At 68.2% G+C, this 13,818-nt stretch carries 16 protein-coding genes; 8 read left to right on the forward strand and 8 right to left on the reverse strand.

The window, feature by feature from the left end; all coding sequences use genetic code 11:
• Window positions 1-83 precede the first annotated feature (83 nt).
• The 4 genes from ACZK3W_RS03535 to ACZK3W_RS03550 are packed head-to-tail and all read right to left on the reverse strand — an operon-like array spanning window position 84 to window position 2,953.
• Entirely contained in the window at window positions 84-881 is a 798-nt protein-coding gene (locus ACZK3W_RS03535; RefSeq protein ID WP_478450489.1) for an N-formylglutamate amidohydrolase, read from the reverse strand.
• Window positions 874-1,428 carry an NUDIX hydrolase gene (locus tag ACZK3W_RS03540; protein ID WP_010481791.1) on the reverse strand — a complete coding sequence of 185 codons (555 nt, stop codon included), beginning with the start codon at window positions 1,426-1,428 and terminating at the stop codon, window positions 874-876. Before ACZK3W_RS03540 ends, ACZK3W_RS03535 begins: the two co-directional genes overlap by 8 nt.
• Window positions 1,425-2,375 (reverse strand): 5'-3' exonuclease, encoded by a 951-nt coding sequence (locus ACZK3W_RS03545; protein ID WP_100437928.1) that lies wholly within the window; start codon window positions 2,373-2,375, stop codon window positions 1,425-1,427. The genes ACZK3W_RS03540 and ACZK3W_RS03545 overlap by 4 nt, the downstream gene beginning before the upstream one ends.
• Window positions 2,372-2,953, reverse strand: coding sequence for a nitroreductase family protein (locus ACZK3W_RS03550; protein ID WP_478450490.1), 582 nt, complete (start codon window positions 2,951-2,953; stop codon window positions 2,372-2,374). Before ACZK3W_RS03550 ends, ACZK3W_RS03545 begins: the two co-directional genes overlap by 4 nt.
• Window positions 2,954-3,284: 331 nt before the next feature.
• On the opposite strand from ACZK3W_RS03550, the gene ACZK3W_RS03555 reads away from it, so the two are divergent.
• Together ACZK3W_RS03555 and ACZK3W_RS03560 are read left to right on the forward strand one after the other, a co-directional pair.
• Entirely contained in the window at window positions 3,285-5,606 is a 2,322-nt protein-coding gene (locus tag ACZK3W_RS03555) for a DUF1631 domain-containing protein (protein WP_478450491.1), read from the forward strand.
• 52 nt (window positions 5,607-5,658) lie between these two features.
• Window positions 5,659-6,738 carry an NAD(P) transhydrogenase subunit alpha gene (locus tag ACZK3W_RS03560; RefSeq protein WP_032130088.1) on the forward strand — a complete coding sequence of 360 codons (1,080 nt, stop codon included), beginning with the start codon at window positions 5,659-5,661 and terminating at the stop codon, window positions 6,736-6,738.
• Between the two features lie 100 nt (window positions 6,739-6,838).
• Here the strand turns inward: ACZK3W_RS03560 and ACZK3W_RS03565 are convergent, their stop codons facing one another.
• The 3 genes from ACZK3W_RS03565 to ACZK3W_RS03575 are packed head-to-tail and all read right to left on the reverse strand — an operon-like array spanning window position 6,839 to window position 8,211.
• Complete coding sequence (locus ACZK3W_RS03565) at window positions 6,839-7,300, reverse strand: DUF3106 domain-containing protein (RefSeq protein ID WP_032130087.1); 462 nt, start codon at window positions 7,298-7,300, stop codon at window positions 6,839-6,841.
• Window positions 7,301-7,303: 3 nt separating this feature from the next.
• Window positions 7,304-7,630, reverse strand: coding sequence for a hypothetical protein (locus tag ACZK3W_RS03570; RefSeq protein WP_032130086.1), 327 nt, complete (start codon window positions 7,628-7,630; stop codon window positions 7,304-7,306).
• Complete coding sequence (locus tag ACZK3W_RS03575; RefSeq protein ID WP_080356593.1) at window positions 7,627-8,211, reverse strand: RNA polymerase sigma factor; 585 nt, start codon at window positions 8,209-8,211, stop codon at window positions 7,627-7,629. The genes ACZK3W_RS03570 and ACZK3W_RS03575 overlap by 4 nt, the downstream gene beginning before the upstream one ends.
• Window positions 8,212-8,309: 98 nt before the next feature.
• Here ACZK3W_RS03575 and ACZK3W_RS03580 point away from each other — a divergent pair, with 98 nt between their 5' ends.
• Window positions 8,310-8,630: an NAD(P) transhydrogenase subunit alpha part 2 gene (locus ACZK3W_RS03580; RefSeq protein WP_005408173.1), complete on the forward strand. Its 321-nt coding sequence runs from the start codon at window positions 8,310-8,312 to the stop codon at window positions 8,628-8,630.
• On the forward strand, window positions 8,627-10,090 hold the full coding sequence (locus ACZK3W_RS03585) for an NAD(P)(+) transhydrogenase (Re/Si-specific) subunit beta (RefSeq protein ID WP_293796206.1): 1,464 nt from the start codon (window positions 8,627-8,629) through the stop codon (window positions 10,088-10,090). The genes ACZK3W_RS03580 and ACZK3W_RS03585 overlap by 4 nt, the downstream gene beginning before the upstream one ends.
• 317 nt (window positions 10,091-10,407) lie before the next feature.
• Here the strand turns inward: ACZK3W_RS03585 and ACZK3W_RS03590 are convergent, their stop codons facing one another.
• Window positions 10,408-10,827: a hypothetical protein gene (locus ACZK3W_RS03590; RefSeq protein ID WP_100437932.1), complete on the reverse strand. Its 420-nt coding sequence runs from the start codon at window positions 10,825-10,827 to the stop codon at window positions 10,408-10,410.
• A gap of 122 nt (window positions 10,828-10,949) precedes the next feature.
• On the opposite strand from ACZK3W_RS03590, the gene sufT reads away from it, so the two are divergent.
• The 4 genes from sufT to ACZK3W_RS03610 all read left to right on the forward strand — a co-directional run bounded on the left by sufT (window position 10,950) and on the right by ACZK3W_RS03610 (window position 13,818).
• On the forward strand, window positions 10,950-11,501 hold the full coding sequence (gene sufT / locus ACZK3W_RS03595; protein ID WP_005415385.1) for a putative Fe-S cluster assembly protein SufT: 552 nt from the start codon (window positions 10,950-10,952) through the stop codon (window positions 11,499-11,501).
• Window positions 11,502-11,560: 59 nt separating this feature from the next.
• On the forward strand, window positions 11,561-12,655 hold the full coding sequence (locus tag ACZK3W_RS03600; RefSeq protein WP_004144913.1) for a branched-chain amino acid aminotransferase: 1,095 nt from the start codon (window positions 11,561-11,563) through the stop codon (window positions 12,653-12,655).
• Window positions 12,656-12,829: 174 nt separating this feature from the next.
• A complete protein-coding gene (locus ACZK3W_RS03605) occupies window positions 12,830-13,486 on the forward strand; it encodes a hypothetical protein (RefSeq protein ID WP_164080375.1) in 657 nt (218 codons plus the stop codon).
• Window positions 13,483-13,818, forward strand: a complete 336-nt coding sequence (locus ACZK3W_RS03610; RefSeq protein WP_164080374.1) for a transcriptional regulator — start codon at window positions 13,483-13,485, stop codon at window positions 13,816-13,818. Before ACZK3W_RS03605 ends, ACZK3W_RS03610 begins: the two co-directional genes overlap by 4 nt.

Consider the following 13,818-nt stretch of genomic DNA (forward strand, 5'->3'; position numbering starts at 1 on the left):
TGTCGGCCGCTGGCCGGCAACCTCAGGTTCGTTGGATCATTGCAGTTGCCGGCCAGCGGCCGGCACTACCAAGCCTGGGTAAATCACCCGGCGGCCAGCAACTGCGGTTGCAGCGCGCTGAAGATCCGCGCCAGCCGCTGCGCCCACGCCAGCTGCCCGGCGGCATCGGCGATCAGATCCTGGCGGATTTCCAGTTCCACATGCACCAGACCGCGGCCCTCGCCATGCACCGGCACCGCGTAGTCGCTGGTGCTGCTGACCGAATACGGTTCGTTGTCACCCACCACCAGGTCGCCTTCGTCGCGCAGTGCCTGCAGCAGTGCATGCGCAAAGCGCGTGTCCTGGTGGTACAGCACGCCGGCATGCCACGGCCGCTGCATGCCGTTCATCGCTGGCGTGAAGCTGTGCATCATCACCAGCAGGGTGGGGCGACCGGCATCGCGGCGTGCGTCCAGTTCGGCGTCGATGCGTGCGTGGTACGGCGCGTGGATCGCATCAATGCGCTGTTGCCGCTGCGCCGCCGACAGCCCGGCATTGCCCGGGACCACGGTGTGGTCGCTTACTTCCGGAATCAGCGTCGGCGAGGCCAGTGGGCGGTTGCAGTCGATCAGCAGCCGCGAATAGGTCTGTTCGATCGCCCAAGCATCCAGCCGTTCGGCCAGCGCGCGGGTGGTGCCGGCAATGCCGATGTCCCAGCCGATGTGGCGGTCCAGTTCGACCTGTGGCAAGCCCAGGCCGGCGAGGGCGTGCGGCACCTGCTGGCCGGCGTGGTCGGCCAGCAGCAGGTACGGCGAAGCGCCCTGCGGCCGGTGAATCGCGTAGATTGCCGGGTCGTCGGCGCCGAGCAGCGCCGGCAGCGCATGCAGGTCGGCGTCAGCCACGCGGGCGCCCGTCCAGGTGGTGCTCGATCATCCACAGGCCAGCCCAGAGCTTGGCGTCCAGCTCGTAGCCTTCGCCCATCTTCTGCACCAGCCAGGCCGCGGCCTCACTGCGTGGAATCTCGTGCACGGTGATGTCCTCGCTGTCATCGCCGCCACCTTCGCCGATCCGGCGCAGGCCGGTGGCACGGACGAAGGCGATCTTCTCGCTGCTGGCGCCGGAGGACGTCGGGCCGATCATCAGCACTTCGGCGTGATCGGCGGTCCAGCCGGTTTCTTCTTCCAGTTCGCGCACGGCCGAGACTTCAATCGATTCGCCGGCGTGGATGTCGCCGACCAGGCCGGCCGGCATCTCGATGGTGGGTGCCTGCAGCGGCACGCGGAACTGCTCGACGAACAGCACCTTGTCCTCCGGGGTGACGGCAATGATGATCGCGGCCAGGCCACCGGCGTGGGTACGTTCGCTGTATTCCCAGGTGCCGCGCACCAGCATGCGCTGGTACTTGCCTTCATAGACGACACGCGGGGCTTCGGTGTTGCGCTGGCTCATGCGGGCTCGCCGGAATTGGAAAAGGATGGAGTGGGAACGGGGTCGGCCACGCCGGCGGCATCGAACAGCCGGCGGCGGGTCATCGGGCCGAAGCGCAGGGTCTGGCACAGGCCACCAAGCAGCTCCGGATCGGCTGCCTGGCGCAGCAGCCCGGGCTGGCTGCCGTCCAGCGGCGCGTCCAGCGCGATGGTGGTCAGCTGGCGCCAGAGCTGGGCGTGCTCGCGCTGCTCACGCAGGCGCACCGCCATCTGTGCCGCGCCGCGCAAACGCAGGAACGGCACTTCGTCCAGGCGTTCGTACAGCGCATCCATGCTGCCGAAGTGGGCCAGCAGCACGGCGGCGGACTTGCTGCCGACACCACTGACACCGGGAATGTTGTCCACCGCATCGCCGCACAGTGCCAGGTAATCGGCGATCTGGTGCGCGTGCACGCCGTGCCGCGCCTTCACTCCGGCTACGTCCCAACGCTGGTTGCGTGCGTAGTCCCACTGCTCGTCGTGATCCAGCAGCAGCTGCGACAGGTCCTTGTCGGCGGAGATGATCACCCCGCGGTGGCTGCCACGGTGCACGTGCAGGGCGCTGCCGATCAGGTCATCGGCTTCGTATTCGTGGTGGGCAAGCACCGCAAGGCCCAACGCCGCGCACAGCGCCTTGCAGTGTACGAACTGGCGCTTGAGCGCTTCCGGCGCCGGGTCCCGATTGGCCTTGTAGGCCGGATACAGCCGGTGGCGGAAGCCGCTGTCGAGTGCTTCGTCGAAGGCGATGGCGATGTGCCGCGGGCGCTCGCGTTCGAGCAGATCGAGCAGGAAGCGGGCGAAGCCGTGCACGGCGTTGGTCGGCCAGCCCTGCGCGTCCTGGAACTGGTCCGGCAGCGAGTGCCAGGCGCGGAACACGTAGATGCTGGCGTCGACCAGATACAGCGATGGCGGTGGTGCCGGCAGGCTCATGCCGGTGGCGTCCAGTCGCGCAGCAGGGCCGCCGGATCGGGGCGCTCGCGTTCGGGTACATCGGCCTTGGGCGTGCCAATGTGGATGAAGCCGGCGATGCGTTCGCCTTCGGCCAGGCCCAGATGTGCCTGCACGACCGGGTCGAAGGCCATCCATGCAGTCAGCCACTGCGCACCGAAGCCCAGCGCCTGTGCGGCCTGCAGCAGGGCGAAGCAGACGCAGCCGGCGGTCATCAGCTGTTCCTGCTCGGGCACCTTCGGGTCTGGCCGCGGGCTGGCCACCACCACGATCACCAGCGGCGCATGGCTGAAACGCTGGCGGTCCTTCTCGAATACTGCCTCGCCCGCATGCGGGTCGCGCTGGCGGCTGCGCTCGGCCAGGAAGTCGCCCAGAGTGTGACGTGCATCGCCGGCGATCTTCAGGAAGCGGAACGGTACGCGCTTGCCGTGGTCGGGCACGCGCACGGCCGAGGCCAGCATGCGCTGCAGGGTGGCTGGATCCGGTCCGGGCTCGCCCAGTTGCCGCGAGGGCACCGAGCGGCGGGCATCCAGGGCAAGCAGGGCAGCGGGGTCGGGCATGGAGTCTGAACCGGTCATCACGGGTGTTTGATTATAGTCGGGGTGGTCAATGACGCCGTCTGTGTCGCGTCCCGCCCCTGAATATCAAACTGTGATGAACATCATGCCACTGGCGGGAAAGGGACGACCGCTTCCTCTCGCCTCGTGGGCCTCGCACGGCTTACGATATCTATCTTGCCGGGCCGCCGGTCATGAGGTTTGAAGTGAGGACTGTTTCACTGTCCGTGACGGGCTGGCCGGCCTACCATCGACGTACCGGCACATGGGGTGTGCCGGCCGTCGCGATGTCCATGCTGTCTGTCGTACCAGAGAAGGTGGGGAGCCTTCCCGAATGATGAGCGCGCCCACACCGATGGGATCGCCGGGCCGTGACCCGGTCCAGCTTCAGCGTGCCCGGGACATGGTCCTGCCGGCGCTGTGCCAGGCGTTCGGGGCCGCACTGGCGCGTTTCGACGATGCACTGTTCGACCGCGCCGGCAATGCTGGCTCGTCGCAGCTGCTGTTCCTGGATGCGATGCGCGAGCTGCGCCGTCGCCGTGAGGACATCGCCGCCGCCTTCGCCGGCCACCTGCAGCGGGCCTGGGATGCACTGGCCAGTGGCGAGCCGTTGTCGGCCGAAGCCACCCTGTCCGGGCCGGCCGAGGATGGCCTGAGCCTGCTGGCTGAACATGTACTGGAATCGCGGCTGGCGGTGCGCAATTTCGCCACCGTGCTGCTGCGTGACTTCAAGCCGGTGCTGGCGCGGCTGGACCGCCGCCTCGGCCGCCTGATCGGCGGCGCCGAGCTGGATGCCGATCACAACCCGGTCAGCCCCGAACATCTGGGCGTGGCCATCCATGAGGCCTTTGCCGGCTGCGAACTGGCGCCGGAAGTGCACCTGGTGCTGATAAAGCTGTGCGAGCGCGACCTGCGCGCGCCGGTGGGCCGCATCTACGAGAAGCTGGACGAGCAGCTGGCCGCCGCTGGCGTGATGTCGCAGATGGGGGCGCCGCGGCGTCCATTGTCGGCCGCGCCCGACCCGCGCATGGCGCCCGGGTCGGACGATCTGGTCGAGCCGCGCCACGCGGCGGGCTTCGAATCCGAATTCAGCGATGATGAACAGGCCGCGCCGGCCTGGGCACAGCGCTTCGCTGCGCGCTGGTCCGAGCGCCGTGGCCACATGCAGCAGCACCTCGGGAGCGAGGATGCCGGCAACGGCGAGGCGTATGCCGGCCAGCAGGGAATGCTGCTGGAGGCCCTGCATGAGCTGCTGCAGCAGACCCGTCATGTCCGCGAAGACGCCACCTCGGCAGCGCAGGTCGCGGTTGGCCAGCACCGCCCGTTGAGCCAGCGCGAGATGATGTCGGTGCTGTCGCTGCTGCAGGCCACGCCCAGCGCCACCCTGCGTGCGGCCATCGGCGAGGACGGCGAATCACTGGCGCAGCGGCTGAAGAGTGAAGTGCTGTCCAGCGCCACCCGTCTCGGCGTCGATCCTGGCCAGACCCGGCTGGACCCGCAGGACGAAGATGCGATCGATCTGGTTGGCATGCTGTTCGACGTGATGCTGGACGAACGCGAGCTGGAGGGCCGTTCGCGCGAGTTGATCGGCCGCCTGGTGGTGCCCTTCGTCAAGGTGGCGATGCTCGACCGCCGCATGTTCGTGCAGAAGACCCACCCGGCCCGCAAGCTGCTCAACTCGCTGGCCGAAGCCTGCGAGGGCAATACCGGCGAAAGCCAGGCCGAGCGCATGCTGATGGCCAAGGTCGAGGAAATCATCGAGCGCCTGGTGGCTGAGTTCAACGAGAACCTGGCGATCTTCCTGACCCTGGAAGAAGAATTCCGCGAGTTCCTCGTGCAGCACCGCCGCCGTGTGGAAATCGCCGAGCGCCGCGCCGCCGAAACGCAGCGCGGCCAGGAGAAGCTGGAAATGGCCCGCAGCCGGGCGGGTGCCGAACTGGATCGCCGCATCGGCGATGCCACCCTGCCGCCGGCCATCGCTGAGTTCCTGCGCCAGCCATGGCAGCACCACCTGACCCTGGCGCTGCTGCGCGAGGGCGAGGAGGGCGCGTCGGTGGCCGAGGCACTGAGCCTGGCTGACGGCCTGCTGGAGGAAGTGGCCGAGGCCCGCCGCCAGATCGTCGGCAAGCCGTGGCTGCAGGCCTGGCAGCCGGTGCTGGCCAAGGTATTTGCCAGTGTCGGCGTGCACGGCGATGCCGCCACCGGTGCCATCGACGCCCTGCACGACACCCTGCAGGGCATTGCGGAATCGCGACCGGAACTGCAGCGCGCGCTGCCGGAGCTGCCGCAGGTTGCCTTGCCGGCGCCGCCGGTGGCTGAGTCGCCAGCGGTGGAGCTCGGCGGGCAGATCGACGCCGACGATTTCGACAACGCCGACGCCGACCGCTTCCGACGCATGGAAATCGGCAACTGGCTGGACTTCGTCGACAAGGACGGCAAGGTGCAGGCCGGCAAGCTGTCCTGGGTCAGCCCGATTTCCTCGCGCCTGCTGTTCGTCAACCGCCGCGGCGTGCGCTTCTGCGTGGCCTCGCCGGAAGAACTGGCGGTGATGGTGCGGCTGGGCCGCCTGCGCGCCCACGTCGACGATGGCGCCTTCGACAGCGCGATGCAGGGTGTGATCGATCGGCTGGACTCGGGTAGCGCAACACTGCACTGAGCCGTGGCCGCCTGCTAGGATCGGGAAAACTCACCGATCAGCGGGGACCTGCATGGCCGTGGCGTTGCTGGGGATCAAGGAGACCGCGCCGGGCGAACGGCGCGTGGCGTTGACGCCGGAAACCGCGCGCAAGCTCGGTGCCTTGGGCATCACTGTCTGGTATGAGGCCGGCGCCGGTCTGGCGGCGGGATTTACCGATGCTGCCTATGACGACGCCGGTGCACGTGTGTTCGATGTAGGTCGCTGGGCCGAGATCGATATCCTGCTGTGCGTGCAGGCACCGCCGGTGGCGGTGCTGGAGCAGCTCAAGCCCACTGCCAGCGTGGTCGGCCTGCTGACCCCGGCCAGCGATCCGGCGCTTGCGGCATTGGCCGCTGGCGACCGCCTGCACCTGTTCCCACTGCAGCAGCTGCCGCGCACCACCCGCGCGCAGGCGATGGATGTACTCAGCTCGCAGGCCGGCATGGCCGGTTACAAGGCGGCACTGATCGCGGCCGAGCGTGCGCCGCGTTTCTTCCCGATGCTGACCACCGCCGCCGGTACCGTGCGCCCGGCCAAGGTGCTGGTGATCGGTGCCGGTGTGGCCGGTCTGCAGGCCATCGCCACCGCACGTCGTCTCGGTGCACAGGTGGAAGGTTTCGACGTGCGCCCGGAAACCCGCGAGCAGATCCAGTCGCTGGGCGCGCGCTTTCTCGATCTTGGCGTGAGCGCAGCCGGTGAAGGTGGCTATGCGCGTGCGTTGACCGATGAGGAACGCGCCGAGCAGCAGCGCCGGCTGGCCGACCACCTGCGCAGCGTGGATGTGGTGATCTGCACGGCAGCGGTACCGGGGCGACCGGCGCCGACGATCGTGACTGCCGCGATGGTGGAAGGCATGGCCACCGGCAGCGTCATTGTCGATCTGGCGGCAGAGAGCGGCGGCAACTGCGCACTGACCCAGCCGGGGCAGTGCATCGAACATCAGGGCGTGACCATCGATGGCCCGCTTGGCCTGGCCAGCCGCGGCGCGACCCAGGCCAGCGAGATGTACGCGCGCAACCTGCTCAACTTCGTCGCCTTGTTCGTGCGCGAAGGGGAGCTCAGTTTCGACTGGGACGACGAATTGCTGGCGAAGACACGCTGGCAGGCGTGAGCCGGTAGCGCCGGTTGCCTTCCCGGTAGATCCACGCCATGCGTGGAGGAACGGCCCAGCGTGCGGACCAGGGTCCGCACCCACCCTGCGGATGCCGGCGTTACCGCGGCTTCGCCGGCGGCGGGTTGTCGCGCACCCAGTCCTTGCGTTGTTCCGGCGTCATCTGCGACCAGCGCTCGCGCAGGGCGTCGCGCTGTTCCGCCGGCATGTTCCGCATCTGACCGAACAGGGCCCGGGCCTGCTCACGCTGTTCCGGGTTCATGTGCTCGAAGCGGCGCAGGCCACGGCGGGCCTTGTCGCGCTCCTCCGGGCTCATCGATTGCCAGCGCTGGCCATGCGAAAGCATGCGCTGGCGCTGGCCGGCATCGGCGCTGTTCCAGCGGTCGCGCAGCGGCGCCAGCAGGGATTCGCGCTGCGCTTCGCTCAGGTGTTCCCACGCCGGCAGCGGTGCGGCCGGCGCAGGGCGTGCGGCAGGGGCGGGCGCGGCGCTCTGCGCCAGTGCCGGGAAGGCCGGCAGCAGCAACAGGGTCATCAGCAGGGGCAGGGTGTGCAGTCGGGACATGATTCACTCCATCGCCAGGTCGGTATCGCCCAGCCACAGGTACAGATCGGGATTTTCGTCGTAGAGCGCGCTGTTGTCTTCCGCCGAGGCAAGCACAGGTGCCGGCGCAGGGCCCGTCAGGGTGCCGTGGCCGGTGAACTGCAGGCCGATACCCAGTGCTACCACCAGTGAACAGGCACTGGCCAGCCACCAGCGCCAGCGCCCGCGATGGGCGGCCGTGGCGCCGTGGCGAGCCTGGCGCAGCCGGGCCAGCGTTGCCGGCGACAGCGCGTGCAGCGACTGCGCGTGCAGGCTGCGCAGGGTGTCATCGGAAGGCAGGGAGCGGTTCACGGGTGGGTCTCCAGATAATCCTGCAGCGCCTGGCGGGCGCGTGCCAGATGGGTTTTTACCGCGCCTTCGCTGCAGCCCATGGCGCGGGCGGTGGTGGCCCCGTCCAGGTCCTGCAGCACGCGCAGGGTGAAGGCCTCGCGCTGGCGGGCGGGCAGGCGGCGCAACGCGTCCACCAGCTGTTGGTACTGCTGGCGCTGTTCGTGCGCCTGTGCCGGGTCCGGGCCGGGGTCAGCCCAGTCGATCTCGCCGCCGTCGGCGTCCTGGTTGTCGCGCCAGAACGGCAGTCGGAAGCGGCGCCGGCGCTGCACGTCGATCACGCGCCGGCGCAGGATGCTCCAGAACAGCGGGGCCCATTCGGCAGCCGGCTTGTCGGCGTAGTCCAGCATGCGCAGCAGCGCGTCCTGCACCGCGTCCATGGCGTCTTCGCGCTGGCGCAGGCCGGCCTCGGCGAAGCGGAACGCGCGCGGGCCAACACTGGCCAGGAACGCCTCCAGCGACGCCGGCAGGGCATCGGTCTCGGCGCTCGGGGGGACGGGGCTGCTCACCAGCACAGGGTACGGTTCCTCGCTCGGGGTCACCATCGACAACGCGTGAGCGCGGCTTCGGTTGACGCCGGGCGCGCACCGGGTTCAGCCCATGGTTATGATGGGACGACGAAGACAGAGCAGGAGCGTTGCCGGTGAGTGACGGGTTCGTAGCGCTGTACATCTTCATGCTGGCAGCCATCGCCGGCCACGTGATCATTTCGCGGGTGCCGGTGATCCTGCATACCCCGCTGATGTCGGGCTCCAACTTCATCCACGGCATCGTGCTGATCGGTGCAATGGTGGTGCTGGGGCACGCGCAGACACCGCTGGAGAAAGCCCTGGGCTTCCTCGCCGTGGTGCTTGGTGCTGGCAACGCCGCCGGTGGCTACGTGGTCACCGCGCGCATGCTGGAAATGTTCAAGCCGAGCGCGCCCAAGGGCGGCAAGGACGAGCCGAAGGAGCCGCAGGCTTGAACATCAGCACCGTCGAACTGCTCGATTGGCTGGTCAAGGCCAGCTACCTCGTCGCCGCCACGCTGTTCCTGCTGGGCCTGCAGCGCATGGCCTCGCCGCTGACCGCGCGCAGCGGCATCCGCTGGGCCGGGCTGGGCATGCTGCTGGCCACGGTGGCGACTTTCTTCCTGCCCGAACTGCATAACGTGCCGCTGATCCTGGTGGCGCTGCTGCTTGGCGCGGGCCTGGCCTGGTGGTCGGCCGGCAAGGTTGCCATCACCGACATGCCGCAGATGGTGGCGCTGTACAACGGCATGGGCGGCGGCTCGGCCGCGGCCATCGGTGCAGTGGAACTGCTGCGCTACGCCTTCCTCGCCAACCGTGATACCAGCCACTGGAGCGCACAGGCGCTGGCCGACCTCGCTGCCCGCCAACCCTCGGGCATGGTGTTGCTGCTGGCGGTGGTCGGCGCGGCCATCGGTGCGGTGTCGCTGTCCGGCTCGGTGATTGCCTGGGCCAAGCTCGATGGCCGCCTGGACAAGCGGGTGACCTGGCCGGGCCAGCAGGTGATGAACCTGCTGGTGGCACTGGCGGTGGTGGTGCTGGCGATCATCGCGGCCAGCACGCTCAACACCTGGGCGATCGTCGCGTTCTTCGTGCTGGCACTGGCACTGGGCGTGCTGATGACGCTGCCGATCGGTGGCGCCGACATGCCGGTGGTGATCTCGCTGTACAACGCGTTCACCGGCCTGGCGGTGTCGTTCGAAGGCTATGTGCTGGGCAACGAGGCGCTGATCATCGCCGGCATGATGGTCGGCGCGGCGGGCATCCTGCTGACCCGGCTGATGGCCAAGGCGATGAACCGGCCGATCCGCAACGTGTTGTTCTCCAACTTCGGCGGCGGCGGCGTCGGCGGCGAAGCGCAGGCGATCACTGGCGCGCAGAAGCCGATTGAAGCGTCGGACGTCGCGGCGATGATGGCCTACGCCGAACGCGTGGTGATCGTGCCCGGTTATGGCATGGCGGTGGCGCAGGCCCAGCACAAGATCTGGGAGCTGGCGCAGCGGTTGGGCCAGCGCGGGGTGAAGGTGAAGTTCGCGATCCACCCGGTGGCTGGGCGCATGCCTGGGCACATGAACGTGCTGCTGGCCGAAGCGGGTGTGCCCTACGACCTGATCGCCGACATGGACGACATCAACCCGGAATTTGCCAACACCGATGTGGTGCTGGTGATCGGTGCCAACGACGTGGTCAATCCGGTGGCACGTACCGACCCGGCCAGCCCGATCTACGGCATGCCGGTGCTGGATGTGGTCAACGCGCGCAACGTGGTGGTGATCAAGCGCGGCAAGGGCACCGGTTTTGCCGGCATCGAGAATGCGCTGTTCTACGCCGACAACACCCGCATGCTGTACGGCGATGGTGCGGAAGCGGCGGCCTCGCTGGTGAGCGAACTGAAGGCGCTCGACGGCGGGCATTGAGCGGCGGCTGCATCGGGTAGGTGCGGACCTTGGTCCGCACGCATTTGCCGGCCAGCGGCCGGCACTACCCCCATCCACGCATGGCGGCTGCGCCTGGTAGGTGCGGACCCTGGTCCGCACGCTTCTGCCGGCCAGCGGCCGGCACTACCGAATCCACGCGTGGTGGTTGCATCGGGTAGGTGCGGACCTTGGTCCGCATGCTTCTGCCGGCCAGCGGCCGGCACTACCGAATCCACGCGTGGTGGTTGCATCGGGTAGGTGCGGACCTTGGTCCGCACGCTTCTGCCGGCCAACGGCCGGCACTACCTGCCGGTGGGTCAGCGCGCCAGCCAGGCGCCCACGGCCACGCCCAGGGCCAGCCAAAGCCATTCCATCGCGCCATTGGCGAGGGTGATCAGGGTCCAGGCCAGGTGCGGGCCCATCCGCAGGGTGGCGTCCCACAGGTCCAGCCCGATCGAGCCGCCCATCCACGCGCTGGCGATGGCCCAGTTGGCCACGGCCGCCACCAGCACGGTGCCCAGCACGACCAGGGCGATGCGCAGCCGGCCCGGGCCCAGCGTGCCCATGCGCAGCATGAACACCAGTTCCAGGGCGGTCAGTACCGCCATCCAGCCGACCTGCCGGCCGGTCATCAGCGCCAGCATCATCCAGGCGAGGGGAGCAACAAGCAGACCCAGCAACAGCATGATGGGCCAGAGCCAGGTCACGGTCCTGGCACGCGCGGCATTGGAGGACATCGAAGCTCCCTGAAGATCACCCACAGGATACTGTGGTTTGCCGCAGTGCACCGGCGGCGGCAGGGCGGCTGGGCTAGAATGCCGTCTTGCGTGGCCTTGGCCACGGCCCCATATCGGTCCCCATGTATTCCCGTAGCAGCGAACCTGTCCACTTCGAACGCGATTGCGAGGCCGTGATGGTCCCGCAGGGCGACACCGTGACCCTGCCCGCCGGCAGCTATGGGTACATCACCCAGGCGCTGGGCGGCAGTTATTCGGTGTTCGTCGAGGGCAACCTGTTCCGCATCGCCGGCAAGGACGGCGACGCCATCGGCAAGGAGGCACCGGCACCGCTCGAGCTGCCGGCTGACGCCACCGATGAACAGGTGGAACAGCTGGTGTGGCAGCAGCTGCGCACCTGCTTTGATCCGGAAATTCCGGTGAACATCGTCGAACTGGGCCTGGTCTACGAGGTCGAGATCAAGCACCTGGACGAAGGCAAGCGCGAGATCGACGTGAAGATGACCCTGACCGCACCGGGCTGCGGCATGGGCGAGATCCTGGTCGACGACGTGCGCAGCAAGCTCGAAATGATCCCGACGGTGGCCGAGGCCGACGTCGACCTGGTGTTCGACCCGCCGTGGAACCAGCACATGATGTCCGAGGCGGCCCGGCTCGAGACCGGCATGCTTTGACCCACGGCCCGCAGTGACGCGGGCCGGGCATTACCCGCAACCAGAACAGGAAATCTCCGGTGTCCCAGTCCATTCCCAGCTTCGCCGTCACCCGTTCGGACCACCCGCGCAGCGCTGAAGAGCGCGCCCAGATCCTGGAGAAGCCGGGTTTCGGCCTGCACTTCACCGACCACATGGTGGAAGTGCGCTGGGACAAGGACACCGGCTGGCACAACGCCAACGTGCGCGCCTATGGCCCGCTGCAGCTGGACCCGGCCGCGGCCGTGCTGCACTACGGCCAGGAAATCTTCGAGGGCATCAAGGCCTACCGCCATGCCGACGGTTCGATCTGGACCTTCCGCCCGGATGCCAACGGCCGTCGCCTGCAGCGTTCGGCGCAGCGCCTGGCGCTGCCGGAACTGCCGGTGGAGATCTTCGTCGAATCGCTGAAGCAGCTGATCGCCGTCGACAGCGCCTGGGTGCCGTCGGCCGATGAGTCGAGCCTGTACTTCCGTCCGTTCATGATCGGCGACGAAGCCTTCCTCGGCGTGCGCGGCGCGCACAAGGCCGGCTACTACGTGATCGCCAGCCCGGCCGGCCCGTACTTCGCCAAGGGCGTCGCCCCGGTGTCGATCTGGCTGTCGACCGAGTACGCACGTGCGGCCAAGGGTGGCACCGGTGCCGCAAAGTGCGGTGGCAACTACGCCGCCTCGCTGCTGCCGCAGCAGAAGGCACAGGCACAGGGCTGCTCGCAGGTGCTGTTCCTCGACCCGGTCGAAGGCAAGTACCTGGAAGAACTGGGTGGCATGAACGTGTTCCTGGTCTACAAGGACGGCACGCTGGTTACCCCGCAGCTGTCCGGCAGCATCCTCGAAGGCATCACCCGCGAGAGCATCCTGCAGCTGGCCCGCGACCGCGGCATGAAGGTCGAAGAGCGCAAGGTCACCATCGATGAGTGGAAGCAGGGTGTGACCTCCGGCGAGATCGCCGAAGTGTTCGCCTGCGGCACCGCGGCGGTGGTCACCCCGATAGGCCAGCTGAAGGGCGAAGGCTTCTCGGTGGGCGACATCAACGCACCGGCCGGCGAAGTGACCATGTCGCTGCGCAAGGAACTGACCGACATCCAGTACGGCCGCCTGCCGGACCGCCACAACTGGCTGGTCAAGCTGGGCTGATCGCCCGCGTTGAACCGGTAGCGCCGGGCCATGCCCGGCGGCGCTTCTTGAAAGCCCGTCCCAGTGACGGGCTTTCTGCGTTGTGGGCCCGCCCGTCGACCGCAGCAGGCGGGCGCTTGACGCAAATAGGTTTGCACTGCAAACTGAATTCAAGCGACCCCGATGGAGCGTGTCATGCAGCAGCCGTCCGTCATTGATCCTTCCTCGCGCCTGCAGGCGCTGACCCGTGAATATTCGCGGTACTCGCGAAGTGCCGGGGGCCTGTCGGCGATGGCAGGCGGCATTGCCTGCCTGGCCTCGTTCCTTGCCGGCGCGCTGCTGCCGACCACCCTGGCGCTGCGCATCGTGCTGATTGCCGTGCCGGTGCTGTGGATCGTCGGCAAGCAATGGCTGGCACGCCGTTACTACCAGCGGCTGGGCCAGGTCGAGGAGCAGGTCACGCCGGTCGAGCGCAATTTCCAGCGCTTCTTCATTGCCTTCACCGCGCTGGTAAGCGTGCTGGTGATCGGCAGCGTGCTGACCCGGCTGGCGCCGATGGGCGAGCTGCCCTGGGACCTGCGCGCCATCGGTTACCTGGCCGTGGTGGCGCTGCTGCCCTGGGTGGTGTGGCGCTGGCTGCGTACACCGCTGGAGTTCATCGTGGGCGTGTTCCTGTTGTGCCAGGCCGCGCTGGCCTTCACCGGGCAGACGTATGGCTTCGGCCCGAGCACGGCGGTGTTCCCGCTGGCATCCGTCGCACTGATCGTGGTCGGCTGGCGTGACCACCAGCGCTTCCACCGGCTGCAGGTAGAGATGCGCGCGTTCATGGCGGTGCGGACGAACGCCGAATGACCCAGCTGCCTGACTCCAGAGCGCTGCTCCAGCTCGACCGCTTGATCCACGAGCCGGCACGCCTGCTGATCCTGTCGATCCTGGCAGGTGCCGAATCCGCCGAGTTCGGTTTTGTCGAACATCTCAGCGGGTTGAGCAAGGGCAACCTGTCCAGCCATCTGAGCAAGCTGGAGGCTGCTGGACTGGTCGCCATCGACAAGTCGTTCCGCGGCAAGCGCCCGCTGACCACCCTGCAGTTGACGCCGACGGGCCGCACTGCCCTGGCCGAGTACCGAACACAGCTGGCGGCGATCGTTGCCGGCATTCCCGATCCGGATCGAAAGGACGCCTGA

It is taken from the genome of Stenotrophomonas sp. 80084_Sma (assembly GCF_056481995.1).